14 protein-coding genes are annotated in these 17,837 nt (G+C 53.4%); 3 read left to right on the top strand and 11 right to left on the bottom strand.

Annotation, left to right across the window (positions count from 1 at the left end):
• Position 1: 1 nt before the first annotated feature.
• Entirely contained in the window at positions 2–1,213 is a 1,212-nt protein-coding gene (locus MKY86_RS07015; RefSeq protein WP_076082636.1) for an AI-2E family transporter, read from the top strand.
• Here the strand turns inward: MKY86_RS07015 and MKY86_RS07010 are convergent.
• The 9 genes from MKY86_RS07010 to MKY86_RS06970 form a co-directional block, all read right to left on the bottom strand.
• A complete protein-coding gene (locus MKY86_RS07010) occupies positions 1,162–2,979 on the bottom strand; it encodes a penicillin-binding transpeptidase domain-containing protein (protein WP_143803845.1) in 1,818 nt (605 codons plus the stop codon). The genes MKY86_RS07015 and MKY86_RS07010 overlap by 52 nt on opposite strands.
• Before the next feature lie 179 nt (positions 2,980–3,158).
• A complete protein-coding gene (locus MKY86_RS07005) occupies positions 3,159–5,228 on the bottom strand; it encodes a methyl-accepting chemotaxis protein (protein ID WP_143803844.1) in 2,070 nt (689 codons plus the stop codon).
• A 121-nt stretch (positions 5,229–5,349) separates the two neighbouring features.
• Positions 5,350–6,375, bottom strand: coding sequence for a glycoside hydrolase family 130 protein (locus tag MKY86_RS07000; RefSeq protein WP_076082631.1), 1,026 nt, complete (start codon positions 6,373–6,375; stop codon positions 5,350–5,352).
• Positions 6,376–6,442: 67 nt separating this feature from the next.
• Positions 6,443–7,276, bottom strand: coding sequence for a carbohydrate ABC transporter permease (locus tag MKY86_RS06995; RefSeq protein WP_076082629.1), 834 nt, complete (start codon positions 7,274–7,276; stop codon positions 6,443–6,445).
• A 4-nt stretch (positions 7,277–7,280) separates the two neighbouring features.
• Complete coding sequence (locus MKY86_RS06990; RefSeq protein WP_076082627.1) at positions 7,281–8,162, bottom strand: carbohydrate ABC transporter permease; 882 nt, start codon at positions 8,160–8,162, stop codon at positions 7,281–7,283.
• Positions 8,163–8,269: 107 nt separating this feature from the next.
• Complete coding sequence (locus tag MKY86_RS06985) at positions 8,270–9,646, bottom strand: ABC transporter substrate-binding protein (RefSeq protein ID WP_076082728.1); 1,377 nt, start codon at positions 9,644–9,646, stop codon at positions 8,270–8,272.
• A gap of 211 nt (positions 9,647–9,857) precedes the next feature.
• Positions 9,858–10,253, bottom strand: a complete 396-nt coding sequence (locus tag MKY86_RS06980) for a hypothetical protein (protein ID WP_340826668.1) — start codon at positions 10,251–10,253, stop codon at positions 9,858–9,860.
• Between the two features lie 123 nt (positions 10,254–10,376).
• Entirely contained in the window at positions 10,377–11,570 is a 1,194-nt protein-coding gene (locus MKY86_RS06975; RefSeq protein ID WP_340826667.1) for an IS256 family transposase, read from the bottom strand.
• Positions 11,571–11,850: 280 nt separating this feature from the next.
• Positions 11,851–12,600, bottom strand: coding sequence for a response regulator (locus MKY86_RS06970; protein ID WP_076079739.1), 750 nt, complete (start codon positions 12,598–12,600; stop codon positions 11,851–11,853).
• A gap of 271 nt (positions 12,601–12,871) precedes the next feature.
• Between MKY86_RS06970 and MKY86_RS06965 the strand changes: the two genes are divergently transcribed.
• Positions 12,872–14,101: an AGE family epimerase/isomerase gene (locus tag MKY86_RS06965; RefSeq protein ID WP_076079656.1), complete on the top strand. Its 1,230-nt coding sequence runs from the start codon at positions 12,872–12,874 to the stop codon at positions 14,099–14,101.
• The gene (locus tag MKY86_RS06960) at positions 14,101–15,276 is read left to right on the top strand and encodes a glycoside hydrolase family 130 protein (RefSeq protein WP_076079657.1); all 1,176 of its coding nucleotides are present in this window, start codon (positions 14,101–14,103) and stop codon (positions 15,274–15,276) included. The genes MKY86_RS06965 and MKY86_RS06960 overlap by 1 nt, the downstream gene beginning before the upstream one ends.
• A gap of 139 nt (positions 15,277–15,415) precedes the next feature.
• Here the strand turns inward: MKY86_RS06960 and MKY86_RS06955 are convergent, their stop codons facing one another.
• Together MKY86_RS06955 and MKY86_RS06950 are read right to left on the bottom strand one after the other, a co-directional pair.
• A complete protein-coding gene (locus tag MKY86_RS06955; RefSeq protein ID WP_076079658.1) occupies positions 15,416–16,477 on the bottom strand; it encodes a LacI family DNA-binding transcriptional regulator in 1,062 nt (353 codons plus the stop codon).
• Between the two features lie 48 nt (positions 16,478–16,525).
• The gene (locus tag MKY86_RS06950; RefSeq protein ID WP_083685201.1) at positions 16,526–17,836 is read right to left on the bottom strand and encodes an extracellular solute-binding protein; all 1,311 of its coding nucleotides are present in this window, start codon (positions 17,834–17,836) and stop codon (positions 16,526–16,528) included.
• Position 17,837: the final 1 nt, after the last annotated feature.

The following is a 17,837-nucleotide window of genomic DNA, read 5'->3' as shown; positions in this document are numbered from 1 at the left end:
TATGCTGCCGCTGTACAGAAAATATTGGCGCACCTTTTTCGACATTGGGCTGCTTGTTCTAACCGTATATTTAGTGATGCTCGGCTTCAGTAAATTGTACGAGCTGGCTGCGCCGGTGTTCCTGTCCTTTTTTGTATTTCTGCTGATTGAGCCGCTGGCCCGCTTCCTGAACCGCAAGGGGATGGCCAAGCCCTTCGCCTCCGCGATCTCCGTGGTGCTCTTCCTGGTCATTCTGCTGGGCGTCCTGTTCGGTGCCGGACTGCTGATTACGACCCAGGCGATTCACCTTCAGAATAATCTGCCCAAATATACATACGTGGTCCAGCAGCATTTCGCAGAGACTACGACCTATCTTCAGCACAAAATCGATTCGCTTCCATCCGATGTGACGGATAAGCTGAACGGTTATTTCACAGATGCCACCAATATTCTCTCGAAGTGGATGGTCGCCTTCTTCAAGTATATGGTCGGAGTGCTTGGCTCCTTCTCTTCCTTTATGGCTAATTTCGGGATTGCGATCATTCTCGCCTTCTTCCTCAGCATGGAGATTAAGGACTGGCGCCGAATTGCCCATGAGAAGCTGCCGAAGACGTTCAAGACCGCCTATGCCTTCCTGCAGGGCAATGTGTTCAAGGCTATCGGTTCTTATATCAAAGCACAGATGATCCTGATCAGCATCACCTTCGTCATTATTCTGGCTGGCCTGCTGATTCTTCGGACGGGCAATGTACTCACCATCGCGCTGGTCTGCGCCGTGGTCGATCTGCTGCCGCTGCTTGGAGTACCTGCGGTGCTGATCCCTTGGATCATCTATCTGTTCATTGTCGGAAATACTTCGCTTGCTATCGGGCTCATCGTTCTGCTGGCTGTAGTAATGGTAGTTAGACAGCTGCTGGAGCCCAAAATCACAGGGAATTCGATCGGTGTCTCCTCTGCCTTCCTGATGCTCTCCTTCGTGATTCTGTCCTCCTCCCTGTTCGGGATAGCAGGACTCATTCTGTCGCCGATTCTGCTGATTCTGCTCAAGGAGCTGCTCCAGCAGGGATATCTCCAGCAGTGGATCTATCTGCCGCAGGAGGAGTTCGTCGTCTCGCCCTTCGCGGCCTCGGGAACCTCTACGGCAGGCGCTCCCATAAGCGGCAGTCCGGCCGGTCCAGGCCCTCAGGCCCCGGTTGATCCGCCTTCCAGCCCCGACAACAGCTCGAACACCTGACCGAACAGGCGGGTGGCGGCCTGCGGACTGTCTGGAGCCACATTCTCTATCGCCACAGACACCGCATATTTCGGATGGTCAACCGGACCATAGCCGATGAACCATTGATTGTTGCGCGGCGTGCCATGCTCCAGCGTCTGGGCCGTGCCTGATTTGCCGGCGAGCGGCCAAGCGGAAGGCTTCAGCATCCGGCCTGTGCCCTCTGAGACTACGCTGCGCATCATGCCCAGCAGCACACGGGCAGTGGCCGGAGCGATCCGGCCCTCCGGCGCTGGCGCCAGATGTCCCGGAAGCTCCTTAAGCGTCTGTCCATTGGCAAAAGCAACCCGCTGCAGAATCCGCGGCGCTCTCACCTCACCGCCATGCAGCAGTGTGACGACCAGATTCGCCGCCTGCAGCGGAGTGATTCGCACATCGCGCTGGCCGATCGCCGTCTGGACTCTCGCCCCGCCGTCATCCGGCAGGAGCGTGGTGAAGATGGTTCCCGGCTGCTCCCCGGCCAGCGGCCGGAGCAACGGCAGACCGAGCGTATTCTCCGCCTGCCACCCAATGCTCCGGCCCAGTCCAAGGGCAAGGGCGGTAGCTTGAAGCTTCACACCGCTTAGCCGCTCGGCCAGCGTAGCAAATACAGTATTACAGGACACGGCGAACCCTTGCTTAAGCGTAAGGACGCCGTGTCCTTTGCCGTGGGGACATGACAATCCGTATTTCCCATATGCCCCTGCACAGAAGAAAGGCTCCTCCGGTGTGGTCAGCCCGGCTTCAAGTGCGGCAGCGGCCGTAACAATTTTGAAGATAGAGCCCGGGGCGGCCGCTTGAAGAGCACGGTTGTTCCATTCTCCCCCTTGCGGTGAGACCTGCTGCGGATTGTAGAACGGCAAGGAGACCATCGCTGCGATATCACCGCTCCGGCTGTCCATTACCACAATCGCCCCTTCCTTCACCCCGGCTTCCGCCGCCAGCTGCTCAATGCTCTCCTGAAGCTTCAGATCAATTGTGGTATATAGTGACAGCGGATAATAGGGGTTACCCGGCGCCTTGACTGTGATCGGGCTTCCCGGAACCCGTTTGCCGCGCGCATCAACCTGGGCAACGGCCTCCGTGTGCCCCACGCCCTGCAGCAGCGGCTCCAGCGTCTTCTCCAGCCCGTCTGTGCCGGTTCTTGGAATTCTCAGCCCTGTAGGGGATTGAGTGACAGCTTCTCCTGAAGCTTCAGACAGATAACCGAGCCACTGTCGGCCGGATGCAGACCCGTTATATCTGCGGGCAAAAGGCAGCGCCCGGACACCTTCAATCGCAAGTGCCTCCACTTCTCTGGCCTGCGGCAGGGTCAGGGCCAGCGGCCCCGTGCCTTGGCCGGAAGGCCAGAGCAACGGCTCCTTCAATCCCAGCCGTCTTGCCTGCAGCTGGCTGTAGCTGACGCCAAGAATCTCCGCCAGACGGTGAAGCTGCTGGTCATCGTTATATTCACCGGCACCATGATGCCGGTGAAGCTCTTCCTCCGGCGGGAACAGCGCAGCGGTCCAGACCGTCTCTCCAGCCAGCGCCCTTCCATGTTTGTCATACAGCCGTCCTCTTCCGCTGTCCAACACCGTCTCCCGCTCACTTTGCAGCTCTGCCATCTGAGCTACTGTGTAACGGGTGCCGCTTACTACACTATCCTTCAGCAGCAGCTGTACCCAGGCCAGCCTGATCATCAGGCCTGCCAGCAGCATACACAGGATCAGGCATCCCCAAAAGATACGTCTATGAATCAGCTTGTGCAATTGCTATTCCTCCATCCAGTGGGCTGCAGAACCATGGCTAATATTATACCCACCTCATGAATCAAAATAACCTCACAAAGTGGGGCATTAGCTTCGATGATAACTCAAGTACTTTGCGGGGGCCCCAAAACATATAAGCCCCGCCTTCCCTCTAGGGAAAGGCGGGGCTTATGAACGGATCACACGTTGAACTTGGATAATCGCTCCCGCAGTCTTGAGGAGGCATTCTCCAGCTTACTGGAGAGGGTAACCAGATATTCGCTTACATTCTCCTGTTCTCCGGTAAGGGAGGCTACCTCTTCAGAGGCGGCCGAGGATTCTTCGGCGAACGAGCTGACATTGCCTATCGTCTCTGACAAGATCTGCTGCGAGTGGTTCAGGCCGTCAATCGAAGAAGATACCGAATCCAGCCTGGTAATCAGCTGATGCATCTGCCCCTGTACACTAATGAAGATCTCACTGGTGTTCTGAACATAATCCATCTGCTCCCCGAACAGCGGCGCAACCTCGGACAAGGCGTCTACCGTCTCATGCATATCCCGCATGATCCGGTCCGTAATCTCGCCCACCACGGCAATGGAACGCTTGGACTGCTCCGCCAGCTGGCGGATTTCATCAGCGACAACCGTGAAGCCCTTGCCCGCTTCGCCTGCCCGAGCCGCTTCAATAGTAGCGTTCAGCGACAGGATATTGGTCTGCTGGGTGATGCTCTGCATGACCTCCAGCACCTGAATGACCGATGAGGCGGTATCCTTAAGCTCATTCACTTTAAGGACCAGCTTGCCTGTCCTGTCGCCAGTCTCTTGCGTTCTGCCCAGCAGCTCCTGCAGCTTGACTACCCCTTCCGCACTGGCTTGCTCCACGCTATGCGCAGTTCCGCCAATCTCATGGGCTACTGCAATGACAGCTTCCATCTTCTCCGAGATCTGAGCCGTCATCTCATTCCCCCGGTCCGCCTCCAGTGAGAGGCTGCCGGCACCGCCGGCAATCTCTTCCGTGGCTGCGGCAATATCCTTCGCTGCCACCGCTGTGTCCCGCGAGGCATTGCCAAGGGCTTCCGCTGCTTCCGTAACCTCACGCGCGGTCTCATTGGTGTGGGCGACCAGCTCTGTAATCTGCTCCATCATCAGGTTGAAGGAGCCGGACAGCTGGCCTATCTCATCACGGGTGACGACATCAGTACGTACGCGCAGATCCCCGTCTGCCCCCTTGACCATCAGATCCCGCAGACGTGAGAGCGGACGTGAGACCATCCGTACCATCCAGAGTCCTATCAGTACGGCAACGGCAGCAGCGGCGGCCACCGCTATGTAGGTCGTGTTAAGGATCCGTCCCGCATCCTTGGTCAGATTGCCGGAAGGCACCACACCGAGCAGTCTCCAGCCGGAGGTATGCAGCGTACCGTAGACCGCAAGAATGGATCTGCCCTTCTCATCCTTGGTCGGCAGGGAGCCGGAGGTGTCGCTTAATCCCTTGAACAGGGTTCCCCCCAGGCGCAGATAGGTGTCCGTCTCCTCTTGCTGGGAAGAGGCAATCAGCTCATCTGTGGCAGTCAGCAACTGGATATAGGAACCCTGACCCAGATCAACCATTTTCAGCTGGCTGTCAAGCTCTGTACTCTTAATATCGCAGACCGCCAGATAACCGGTGTGACCCGCTTCCGCCGCCACAGACTTAGCGAAACGCACCACTCCTTCAGCCTCTCCCTGCTTCAGCGCTTCGGTAATCCACCGGCTCTGCGGCTTCTCCTGCAGCTGCTTGTACCATGCTGCATCACGGATAGCCGCCAGGAAATCATTATCCACTTCACCAGCTCCGGCTGCGGGCAACGCTTCATCCAGCGGAACCAGATACACTGCCTGCACGCCGGGTACAGCCGAGAGCCATTGATCGAGCTCCCCGTTAATCGTCGTGGACAGCTCTGTACGCTTCGCAGGATCTGCTGCAGCAGGGCCTGCCAGTGCGACCGCCTGCTGAATATCCTCATTGTAGAACAGCTGACCCAGATTATCTTCATAGCGCAGCAGGACGACATCCAGCTTCTCAGCCGTCTGCTCCACAGTCTGCTGATTAGCAGACAATGCATTGTTCTCAATCGTATGTCTGGCCACAGCGTAAGAAATATAACCCAGAGACAGCACAATTCCCATGGTCGCGATGAAAAAAACCAGAAAGAGCCGCATCCCCAGCGACTTGGAGGGATGCAGCCGAGAAAGAATAGAGGTACTCCGAACTGTTGACCTGCTCAAAAAACCACCGCCAGATTCTATGTATTCTTGGTATTCATGACCCTATTCATGATATACCATCAGCTCCTTGGTGGCTGTGATTTTGTTGTATGCAGCAAATTACGTCGGGTGGCGGACAGGTCTAGATCTTACCAGGGCCGGCATCATCGCCAATCTCTTCATGCGTCTCGATAACGTAATTGACGATTTCCTGGACAGTGGTGTAGGCAACGCCGACATAAGTGTCCGCAGCCCCGTAATAGATGGCAATCCGGCCGGTATCCGCATCGCTCAGCGCAGCACAAGGGAAGAGTACATTGTTGACGAAGCCTCTTTCCTCATACCATTCTTCCGGGGTCAGCACGAAGTTCCGGGAGCGGTATTTCACTCTCGAAGGCTCATCTGCATCCAGAATCACAGCGCCCATGCTGTAGACGAGACCGTTGCAGGTCCCGGTAACCCCATGGTAGAACATCAGCCAGCCTTCCGAGGTCTCAATGGGCGCAGGTCCGCCGCCGATCTTGGTGCTCTGCCACCAGCCTTGTCCGCCCTTGGTCATGACATGACGGTGTTTGCCCCAGTATACGAAGTCAGGACTCTCGCTCAGGAAGACATCACCGAACGGCGTATGTCCGCTATCGCTTGGACGGGAGAGCATGACGAAATTGCCGCCTATTTTCTTTGGAAATAGCACGCCGTTGCGGTTGAACGGCAGGAACGGATTCTCCAGACTGATGAAATGCTTGAAATCCTGTGTCTTCGCTACGCCGATGGCTGCTCCATAGAAGTCTGTGCACCAGATGATGTAATACGTATCCTCCACCTTCACCAGACGGGGATCGTACGCGTAACGCGGCATGTAAGGGTTACCTGCCTCGTCTGTGAATTGGATCGGCTGCTCATCTATGACCCAATCCAGGCCGTCCGCGCTGCGGCCCATCCGCAGATGGGGGCGGGTCGTGTGATCCTCCACACGGAAGACTCCCAGGAAGCTGCCCTCGTAAGCGATCACGGCGCTGTTGAAGATGCGGGCGACCCCCTTCGCCGGATTGCGCTTGATCACCGGGTTATCGCTATGCCTCCAGACCGGATTGTCATTCCCGGCAGGTCTGTCCTGCCAAGGCATATTCGGCAGACTCTGGTTGGCCGTCAGTTTAACTTCTCTCATAATAGAATCCCTCCAATGATAGTTGCAGCAGCCGCTGCGGTGGTGTGTTGCTCCCCGGCTTGCCGCTTTATTTGACCGACCCTTGGGCGAAGCCGTTATAAATGTATTTTTGCAGCGCTACGAACGCGATCAGCGTCGGAATGATGGCGATCATAATCGCGGCGCAGATAACCTCCCACTGGGAGCCGTAGGGTCCTTTGAATTTGAACAGTGCGGTAGATACGACCTGCAGGCTGCTTTTTGGCATATACAGGAACGGGGTATAGAAGTCATTGTAGATATTAACACCCTTCACGATGATCACCGTCACAATGGCCGGACTCAGCAGCGGAAGAATGATTCTCCAGTAGATCGTCCAGTAGGAGGCACCATCCAGCATTGCGGATTCATCCAGCGATTCAGAGATCGAGTCCAGGAACTGCATGAAGATATAGACAGCGATAATATCGGTCCCCAGATACATCAGAATCGGCGCCCAGCGGGTATTGAACAAATCCAGAGCATTGATAATCTGAAAAGTTGCTACTTGTGTAGTTACTCCGGGAATCAGCGTAGCCAGCAGAAAAGCCCCCATCAGCGCCTTGCTGCCTCTGAATTTGAAGCGGGCCAGAATATAAGCCATCATCGAGCCGGTAAGCGTAGCGCCCGCAATGGAAATAAGGACGATAATGATCGTGTTCATGAAGCCGAGCAGCATGTTCCCGTCTACGAAGGCTTTGGTGTAGTTGGCGAAATTCAGCCAGTTCTCGGGCAGGGTCAGCGGACCGGTTGAAGCGTACTCAGCATTGGTCTTCAAGGAGGCGAAGAAGACAACGACAATCGGGATCAGCGCCATCAGCGCACCCAGCACCAGGGAGAGATATTTGAAGAAGCCCGCCAGGTTGTATTTCAAGGTATGCATCGCTCTATTTCTCCTCCTTGATCAGAATGCGCTGCAGAATGGTAACCAGAACAACGATACCCAGCAGTACCACAGCCATTGCAGAAGCCAGCCCCAGCTTGCTGTATTTGAAGGCCACATCGACGGTCTGGATGACAAAAGTGCCGCTGCCGTTGGAGCCGCCGGTCATAACGTACGGAATCTCAAACACCCCGATGGCCCCGCTGACCGCGAGGATCAGATTGAGCTGGAGGATACGCTTGATGCTTGGGATGATAATATGCCGGAACTGATGCCAGCGGTTAGCGCCGTCTATCTCCGAGGCTTCATAGATATCGCTGCCGATCGAGGAAATTGCGCCAAGGAAGATAATAAAGTTCATCCCCATATACCTCCATACCGAGGCAAAAGCGAGAGAGATGTTAATGAGCTGCGGATTCAGCAGCCATTTCTGTTGCAGCGCCCCGAGTCCAAGCAGATCAAGAATGGTATTAAGAGTGCCTTCCGGCTTGAAGAAGAACAGGAAGATGAACCCGATCGCCACACCGTTCAGCAAGGTCGGAAAGAACAGAATCCCCTTGAACCAGTTCTTCATCTGGACATTGAAGCTCAGAATCGTGGCAAAATAAAGCGCCAGTCCCATCTGGACAAAGGTGGCAAAAAAGTAATACAAGCTGACCTTGAATACGGCGAAGTACTCCGGCTTGGTAAAGATCGTCTTGTAGTTGTCGAAGCCGATATACTCCATATTTTTGCTTAGCCCGTTCCAGCTGGTGAAGCTGTACTGAAACATTTTGAGCACAGGTAAATAGGAGAACGTCAGCAGCAGAACTACGGGTACTAGTGAAAATAAAAAGATGATCAAAATCCGTTGATTTTTATAGCTCATGTTAGACAATTTGGGCACTCTCCACACCTCCAGAAAACTTACTGCTCTTAAGTCCGCTTCCATCCCTGCAAAAGTGAAGGGGATTATGCCGTTACCGGCATCTCCCCTTTCTTTTGTTCTTTAATTTACTTGGCAGTCACAATTTTGGCTCTGGCTGCTTTCCATTTATCATTCAGTTCTTTCATAATGTCATCATAGGATTGCTTGCGGTTGCCAATCGCCGCCTCGATAATTACTTTCTTGAAGTCAGGCTGCCAGAGACCGATTTCAGCTTCTTTATCAATGGCATCCACCCAGCCCTCTTCACCGGCTTTGGCTGGAGCAAGCGTGTCAAAAGTAATGTCAGTGCCTGCAAATTGCTTGAGAATTCCAGGCAATTCGGCTCCTTTTACCGGACTCATGCCCCCGCCTTCCACTGTCGGATAACCGGATTCATTGATGAACCAGTCTACCCAGGCTCTGGCGGCCTCTTTGTTTTTACTGTGAATGCTAACCCCCAGATTATAGTCGTCAGACAGAGGCACCAGGATCTTGTCGGCGTTGGTAGGGAATGGCATGAAGCCTATATCATCCGGGCTGGCAGCGAGCCCTTTGATCTGACCGATCGCCCAGGAGCCAAGCATCATGGTACCGATTTTACCGTTCGCCAGATCTGCCTTGGAGGATTCCCAGTCTGTTGTAGTAGGGTCCTCTTCAATCAGACCGTCTTTGGCCGCATCGTACATTACCTTGTACAGCTCGTAGTGCGGCTGGCCTGGAACGAAGTTATCGTCGGAGGCCACCTGGCCGATGTTGACATATTCACGGTCTCCGGCAACGGTAGCCAGATCCGCTTCCCACTGGGTCAGCGTCCAGCCCGCAGCATAGTTCGTGTAGAGAGGGACGGCATCCGTCTTCTCCTTGATGCTCTTCAGTGCGGCGGAGAACTGGTCAAAGGTTCTTGGAACCTCGGTCACTCCGGCATCCTTGAAGACCTGCTTGTTGTAGATCACGCCGGAGAAATTAACCGTAATCGGAATGCCGTAGGAAATCCCGTCTACTGTCCGCTCTTCCAGGCCTGTATATTGCTGCTCCAGGTCAGACTTTTTACCCAGCGGCTCGAAGAAGTCCGGCAGATCCTTGATCGCTACGCTGGTAGGCAGCAGCAGAACATCCCCGTAATCACTGGTGCTCATGCGGATTTTGATCTGATCCTCATAGTTGGATAAGGCTTCGAAATTCACTTTGATATTCGGATATTTCTCATTGAACTTGGCGGCGTAGTCTTTGAACACGGTATCCACGATATCCGTCCGCTGCGTAATCACCGTAATATCACCCTTGAGATCCTTGGCGGCACCTCCCTCTGGAGCGGCTGTTGCCTCCGCAGTGGTACCTGTGTTGCTGCCTGCATTGGTTGCTGCCGCATTAGTGGCGTTATTGTTGTCAGATGCACAGCCGGAGAACAGCCCGGCCATCAGTGTCAGCGCTGCCAACCCGGTAACTGCTTTGGTTTTTTTCATCATATTTCTGACCCCTCTCTTCATTTAGAACGAAATAGATTAATAACAAAACAATAACAACATAATGATCCACCTAACAAATAGAACCCTAACCATTCCAAAATACACTTAAATTGCATGTTGTTATCGCTTACACTGCCATTATAGACTTTGCTTTGGCTTTAAACGATGGTTTAAATTGCTTTTTCTGGTCTTCTATTTGTTATTTTTGTTATATAAAATATTTTGAAAGCAAAAACAAAACGTCTGCACATCGCCAAATGTAGTCGGTTTTTTCGATCACATCCCGCCGACGCTGCGCGTCCGGTCCAATTGTGATCGGTTTTTCGATTACAACCCGCCGACGCAGCACGTCCGGCCCAATTGTGATTGGTTTTTCGATTGCATTCGGCCGACGCTGCGCGTCCAGTTCAATTGTGATCGGTTTTTCGATTACATTCGGCCGACGCAGCACGTCCAGTTCAATTGTGATCGGTTTTTCGATTACATTCGGCCGATGCTGCGCGTCCAGTTCAATTGTGATCGGTTTTTCGACCACATCCCGCCGACGCTGCGCGTCCGGTCCAATTGTGATCGGTTTTTCGATTACATTCGGCCGACGCAGCACGTCCGGTGGTAGCGTCAAGAAGTTTGTGTAAAAGAGTAGAAGTGCCTCCCCCGGGTTACGGGTTGGGATGTAGTGTTTCTGGGGGAAGGGGGAACCCCGACCCCCAGAAACTGGATTTCTCTGTTACGCCTCTTCCGGTGTGGGCAAAGAGGGGTAGCGTGTTTCGAATAGCACTTTTAGCTTCTTTTTAACGGCATCCACTCCAAAGCCTTGGGCGACCCGCCCTGCATGACGTTCATTGTATTCCAGCATCTCCAGGTACACGATTTTCTCTGCGGCATCCATGTTTGTCAGACTGTTCATCGGTTTCAGACGCTTGCGGATTTCCTTGTTCATCCGCTCGATGGGGTTCGACGTGTAGATCGCTTTACGGATCGACAGCGGATAGTTGTAGAACGTCAGGAGTGTGGATAACTGTTCCTCCCAGGACCTCATTTCCTTCGGATACAGCTTGTTCCACTTCGCTTTGACCGTATCAAAGTTAGCCCGGGCTACCACTTCATCCGGTGCCGTATATATGGTTTTCAACGCCTCCATGACATCGGTTTTGTGCTCCATCCGGATTTTATGGAACGTGGCCCGCACTTTGTGCACTACGCAATGCTGTACATCCGCCTGAGGATAGGTCTCTTTAAACGCCGCATCCAGCCCCGGCAGTCCGTCAAACACACCCAGCAGGACTTCCTGCGCTCCGCGGTCGTACAGGTCTTTGAGTACCTCCCGCCAGCCATTCGAACTCTCTTGGCCACCCACGTAGAACCCGAGAATTTGACGCTGTCCCTCCTCGTCAATTCCCATCGCAAAGTAGACCACTTCACCACGAACCGTGCCCCGTTTCAGCTTCACGTACAGCCCATCTAAATAGATCACAGAGTACCGTTTGCTCAGTGGCCGCTTTTGCCACTGGTGGATATCGTCCAGCACTGTAGCCGTAATATTGCTGACCGTGGTGGGGGAGTAGTGGCTGCCAAACATACTTTCAATGAACCGGGCCACATCCCGCGTACCCATGCCCGATTTATACATTTGGATGACGGCCTCTTCTAACCATCCGTCCCGCCGCTGGTACGGCTCAAACATCTGCGTCTGGAAAAGGCTTTGGCGGTCCCGGGGCACCTGAAGATCCTCGATATGGCCATATTTCGTGTGTAAGTCTCGCGTATAGTAGCCATTGCGACTATTGCTGGCGCCGGCTTCTTCACTCTCCATAAACCCCTGGATTTCGGCGCGCAACAGGCGTTCCATGTTGTCTTTCACAAAATCTTTAACAAGTTTTTCAAATAGATTATTCAGAGAACTTTCGGGTAAAATATTCATTGGTAGGGTTCCTCCTTGGTGGTTTCGCAATCCCGAGGATACCCTACTTTTTTGGTGCCTGACTAGGCTCCAAATCTTGGTACACAACTTACTTTACGCCATCCGTCCGGTCCAATTGTGATCGGTTTTTCGATTACATTCGGCCAACATGACCGCACATCCTATCCCCATCGGACGAAAATCTTATTTCCTAATTAATAAAAAACACTACCCTGTCACTCCCTGAAGAAGTGAAATGGTAGTGCCAATGGTCTCTTTTCCTGTAAAGTGCGACGCAAGCTTATGATCTGTACCGGCCTTTATACTCCTTGGGCGTCATGCCGCACATCTTTTTGAACAGCTTATTGAAATAGACCGGATCACTGTAGCCGACTTTGTCAGCAATCTCATAATTCTTCAGGTCCGGATGATGGAGCAGCATCTTCTTGGCCTCCACAATGCGGATGCTGATCAGGTAGTCCGTAATGGTCTGCCCTGTCTTATGCCTGAACAGCCTGCTGATATAACTCGCATTCATTCCCACGGCCTCAGCCAGCCGCTCAAGCTCGAAATTAAGCCCGTATTCCAGTTGAAGAATACTCTTCATCTGCTCTACCACATAATGCTCCCCGCCTTCAGAAGGCTGATGCGGTACTTCTTCCGGGAGAGCAGCCGCAGGCGTCTGCTTAGTCGCTTCTACGCTTTTGAGCAGATCATATAATTGGGCCTTATCAATGGGCTTCAGCAGATAATCAAGCACACCGAAGCGCATCGCCTTACGGGCGTAGTCGAATTCACTGAAGCCGCTCAGTACAGCTATTGGCAACTGCTTGAGATGCGCTCTCGCCTCTTCAATCAGCTTGAATCCATCCATTCTTGGCATCTTGATATCTGTAATAAGAAGATCGATCTCTTCCAGGCTTAGCTCCTGCAGATGGTTCCAGGCCTCAAGCCCGTTGCCGTATGAGCCGATTACCCTAACTTCCACATCCATTCTGGAAGCAATCTTCTCAAGCCCGCGGCGGATCACTTCCTCATCATCCGCAATCATGATCCGGATTACCACCTTATCGCCCCCGTCATTTGATCCGCTATGATAGCGTTATCAATAATTATAAACTTTACAGATCCAATAGAAAATGTGTCCATATCCACTTTTATAGTCTTCAATTTACTTCATCCATTTCCCGCTTGAATTCCAGCCCGAAAAGGGTTATAACATGGTTATATATAGTTATTATTATACACTAACATAATAATAACAATTATAAAAAAGACAACTCCCATACCAGCAAGCAATATTAAGGAGTGAACAGAACAGGATGAACAATGCAACCGAAGTGTGGCGCACCCGGCTGGAAGCTGAGCTGTTAGACAACATTCTCGGCTTCTGGATGAAGCAGACCATCGACGAAACTCATGGCGGCTTTATCGGTGAGATGAACAACCAGCTGCAGGTGATACCCGGTGCAGACAAAAGCCTTGTACTGAATGCACGGATTCTCTGGACATTTGCAAGTGCTTACAGAATCTATGGAACGGCAGAATATTTGACTATGGCGGAACGCGCCTATGATTATCTCATTCAGTATTTCACAGATCCCGAATTTGGCGGATTCTTCTGGATGGTGGATGAACACGGCGCTGCTTCCCAGCCTAAGAAGCAAATCTACGGACTCGCTTTTGTCATCTATGCCTTGGCTGAGTACCATCATGCCACCGGCCGGGAAGACGTCCTGCGACAAGCAACCCAATTGTTCCATTTGATTGAGAAGTACGGTTATGACCCTCTTCACACAGGGTATATCGAAGCCTTGTCACGGGAGTGGGAGATGACCGACTCCCTAAGTCTCAGCGCGAAGGATATGAATGAGAAGAAATCCATGAATACACATCTGCATGTGCTGGAAGGGTACACCGGCTTGTACCGGGTGTGGAAGTCAGAAGTGCTGGGGCACAAGCTCGCTGAGCTGATCGAAACCATGCTGGAGCATATCCTGGATTCGGACGGCAAGCACTTCCATCTGTTCATGGATGAAGAGTGGCGGGTGAAGTCAGGGCTTATCTCCTTCGGCCACGACATAGAAGGAAGCTGGCTGCTCTATGAAGCTGCGGAGACCCTTGGGGACGAGGAGCTGCTTGGGCGTGTGCGCAAGGCATCCCTGTCGATGGCCGAAGCCGCGCTGGCAGAGGGGATTGAAGTGGATGGCGGAATCTGGAATGAGGCCGATCGTAGCGGCTTCATCGATAAAGCCCATGAGTCCAGAGACTGGTGGCCGCAGGCTGAAGCCATGGTAGGATTCTACAATGCGTATCAGTTAACCGGAGATTCGCGGTTCCTGGAAGCCGCTGAGAACTCATGGAGCTTCACAGAGAAATATATTATTGATCATAAGCTGGGCGAATGGCACTGGGGTGTAGATGAATCCCTGCAGCCGCTGGCTCATACTCCCAAGGTGAGCGCCTGGAAATGTCCCTATCATAACAGCCGGGCCTGCTTCGAGATGATTAGACGGCTTGGCGAACCATTACATGTAGAGGAGATTATTTAATGAGCACAATCTTTGAACAACGGAAGCAGGCGTTGACGCAGCGCTATGAAGCTCTCATCGGCCGCACCAATCAGAAGCTGCCTTACGGCAACGGTATATATGACCGCTACAAGTATCCCCTGCTCACTGCGGAGCACGCCCCCCTGATCTGGCGTTACGACTTCAATGAAGAGAGTAACCCTTATTTCGCAGAGAGAATCGGAGTGAACGGCGTATTCAATCCCGGCGCCATTGAGCTGAACGGCAAATTCTACATCATTGCCCGTGTGGAAGGCCATGACCGCAAATCCTTCTTCGCTGTTGCCGAGAGCAGCAGCGGGGTGGACGGCTTCCGCTTCTGGGATCACCCGGTAGTGCTTCCCGAGACCGCAGACCCGGATATTAACGTCTACGATATGCGCCTTGTGCAGCATGAAGACGGCTGGATCTACGGCCTGTTCTGCAGCGAACGCAAGGACCCGGACGCTCCCCCTGGTGATTTGTCCAGCGCAATTGCCCAGTGCGGGATTGCCCGCACCAAGGATCTCAAGACCTGGGAGCGTCTCGCCGATCTTAAGACCGGCTCCGCCCAGCAGCGCAACGTGGTCCTGCATCCAGAGTTCGTTGACGGCAAGTATGCCTTCTACACGCGCCCGCAGGACGGGTTCATTGACGCCGGTTCTGGCGGCGGCATCGGCTGGGGCTTATCGGAGCAGATTGAGAACGCTGTTATCACCCGCGAGACGATTATAGACCAGCGCTACTACCATACCATCAAAGAAGTGAAGAACGGCCAAGGCCCGGCCCCGGTCAGAACTCCACTCGGATGGCTGCACATCGCCCATGGTGTCCGGGGCACCGCTGCCGGACTGCGCTATGTGCTGTATGCCTTCTTGTCTGATCTTGCGGAGCCTAACCGCGTAACTCATGCCCCAGGCGGGCATTTCATTGCTCCGGACGGCGAAGAACGCGTCGGTGACGTATCTAACGTTGTCTTCTGCAACGGTATAATCGCCCGTGATAACGGCGAGGTCTTCATCTATTACGCCTCCTCCGATACCCGTATCCATGTAGCCACCACTACCATAGATCAACTGCTGGATTATGTCGTGAATACTCCTGAAGATCCGCTTCGTTCCTATGCTTGCGTACAGCAGCGTATCGCTTTGATCGAACGGAACCTGCAATTGAAATAACGCAAACAAGCGGAAACGGTACCGTCCTTTTAGAGGACGGTACCGTTTTAGCGAGAAATAGAAGGATAAGTTATCGTGTGCAACATATAAATTCTTATATTTAAGCTAAAGCTCCACTTTGTGGGGTTATTTTGCTGCTTCAAGCCCGGGGATTCCCCACAGAGTCGCGGTGGACGATATCTGCGGAGATCAGAATTTTCTCCAGCGGTACAGCGGGATTCTGGATACGGTTCAGCAGCTTCTCTACAGCTGCCCGGCCCATAGCCTCCTTAGGAACATGCACGGTTGTAAGCGGAGTAACCCCCCGCAGGGAATCCTCGATATTGTCAAAGCCTGTGACCGAAATATCAGCGGGAATAGCAAGCCCGGCTTCCCGCAACACTTCGCTAACAGCAAGAGCGGTGAAGTCGTTCGCGCATACGAGCGCAGTGGGCAAGGTATCCGACTCTTGTCGTGCGGCGACCCAGCGTCTGAATTCTTCACGGAGCGCTTCGTCATACATCCCTTCCAGCAGCAGCTCATCATCGATAGCCGGGGTCTTCAGCTGACTCTCCTCCAGCGCGCTGCGGAACCCGATCCAGCGGTCACGGAAGCTGCGGGAGTAACGGATATTGCCGACAAAGTGAAATAACGTATGTCCGGTGCCAATCAGATGATTGACGAGCCGGGTCATCGAATCGATGTTATTCGCAAATACAGTATCACACGGAATTAAAGCATCCTCATGGTCGATCATGACCAGCGGAAGCCCGATCCGATGCACTTCTAGCAGCAGTGAGGTGGAGATCTGCCCAACTCCGATCAGACCGAGCAGGCCGTCCGGATTAAGGACATTTACGAAATTATCGGCCCGGTGCTCTGAGATGATCACCATGCCCAGCCCCTCCTGATCCAGCGCCAGCGCAATGCCATCTACGATTTTGCCCCAATATAGTGAATCCTGGGTCTGAGAGCGGATATTGGGCATCAGCACCAGCACGGACTGCTTATTGCGGTCTTGCTCTCCAGACAGAGAACGGCGCTTGGGACTTTGCACATAGGCGTTTTTTTGGGTAAAATATCCAAGCTGAGAGGCGGCTTGAATCACCCGCTCACGAGTGGTTTCATTGACCCCCTCCTTGCCGGAGAGCGATTTGGATACGACGAACTTGGAGACCCCAAGATGATCGGCTATTTTTTGCATCGTTACTTTTTTGGCCACAACACTACCTCCAGAATTTGATCTTGCTTACTGCGCAGACCCCGGCGGTTACGGGACAGACTGCTGACTCATGCGCGCTTCCTTCCATTTCGCATTCAACTGGTCAAAGGACTTCTGCAGATCCGGTGCCGCGAGCACATCCTGAATATAATCGCCCGACCAGAAGCTCAGCTTCGTCCGGTTCGCCAGATCAATGAAAGCATCCGTCTGCACCGTAGCCTCAACCAGCTTTGGGTGATAGGAGAGGAACTCGCTGTATTGCTGTAAAGCGGGTTCGTCCGAACCCTTCGCCGGAAGAAATCCCCAATCTCTCGCATACGACGTTTCTGTAGTGAAATACTCCAGCCAAGCCATCGCAAACTCTTTATTGCGGCTGTACCTGCTAACCCCCATGAACCAGTCGGGATTCAGCGCAGCATAGTGGACCTGGTGATTATCATAGGGAAAAGGAAAGAAGCCGATATCCTCTGGTGAAGCACCTGCATCCATAATCTGCCGGATGGTCCAGTTCCCCTGGAGATACATGCCCGCTTCTCCTTTGGCCAGCCTGGCTTTGGAGATCTCCCAGCTGTTGGAGAATAGCTGTTCCTCGACATAGCCCTTGGCCAGCATCGTCCTGGCAATTCCCAGAGCCTGCCCCCATTCGTTACCGATCTGCCAAGGGCTGTCCTCATGGACCATATCATTCAAATAATCAGGGTTCCCCGTCATATAATTAACCAGGTTATTACCCCACTCCCGCAGCGGCCAGACTGCCCCGTAATTCATATACAGCGGGATAATGCCCGCCTGCTTCAGCTTGGCACAGGCCGCGTAGAACTCATCCAGCGTCTGCGGTACCTGCTCAATTCCCGCCTGCTCAAAAGCCTTCTTGTTGTAGACGATTCCGCTCGTAGTCGTACCTGTAGACAGGCCGTATCGCTTGCCGCCAAAGGTTGCAAAGGTCGTGAATCGCTCCTGCGCCGCCAGCTCCCCGCTCAAAGGCTCGAAGAAAAGCTCCAGCTCCTTCGCAGGCAGATTGACCGGCAGCAACAGCACATCCCCTGTATCCTTGGTGGACAAGCGGACCAGGATATCCGTGGCATAGTTAGACAGCCCCTCGAATTCCACATGCGCCTCAGGATACCGCTTCCTGAATTCATCCGCGTAGTCCCTGAAGGTCCCATTCTCAATCAGGTCAATCCGGTTCGTCAGCATCACGATGGTCCCGGACAGCCCGGAAGCCGCTTCCTCTCCGGCAGAAGCCGCCGGGACCGATGCCGGCCCTCTACTGCTCCAGCTGCTGCAGCCGCTTGCCAGCAGGAGCAGCATTAGCAGCAGTACAGCATACACCGGAAAGCGTATAATCCTCGATCTCAAG

Source organism: Paenibacillus sp. FSL R7-0333 (assembly GCF_038000365.1).
In the GTDB taxonomy this organism is placed as follows: domain Bacteria; phylum Bacillota; class Bacilli; order Paenibacillales; family Paenibacillaceae; genus Paenibacillus_AQ; species Paenibacillus_AQ silagei.
Note: the sequence above shows the minus strand (reverse complement) of the source record. Positions and strands in the feature narration are given on the sequence as shown.

Coding starts and splice junctions, on each gene's coding strand:
- MKY86_RS07015 (WP_076082636.1), top strand. CDS start 2: ATGCTGCCGCTGTACAGAAAATATTGGCGCACCTTTTTCGACATTGGG.
- MKY86_RS07000 (WP_076082631.1), bottom strand. CDS start 6,375: ATGAGAGAAGTTAAACTGACGGCCAACCAGAGTCTGCCGAATATGCCT.
- MKY86_RS06995 (WP_076082629.1), bottom strand. CDS start 7,276: ATGCATACCTTGAAATACAACCTGGCGGGCTTCTTCAAATATCTCTCC.
- MKY86_RS06985 (WP_076082728.1), bottom strand. CDS start 9,646: ATGAAAAAAACCAAAGCAGTTACCGGGTTGGCAGCGCTGACACTGATG.
- MKY86_RS06975 (WP_340826667.1), bottom strand. CDS start 11,570: ATGAATATTTTACCCGAAAGTTCTCTGAATAATCTATTTGAAAAACTT.
- MKY86_RS06970 (WP_076079739.1), bottom strand. CDS start 12,600: ATGATTGCGGATGATGAGGAAGTGATCCGCCGCGGGCTTGAGAAGATT.
- MKY86_RS06965 (WP_076079656.1), top strand. CDS start 12,872: ATGAACAATGCAACCGAAGTGTGGCGCACCCGGCTGGAAGCTGAGCTG.
- MKY86_RS06960 (WP_076079657.1), top strand. CDS start 14,101: ATGAGCACAATCTTTGAACAACGGAAGCAGGCGTTGACGCAGCGCTAT.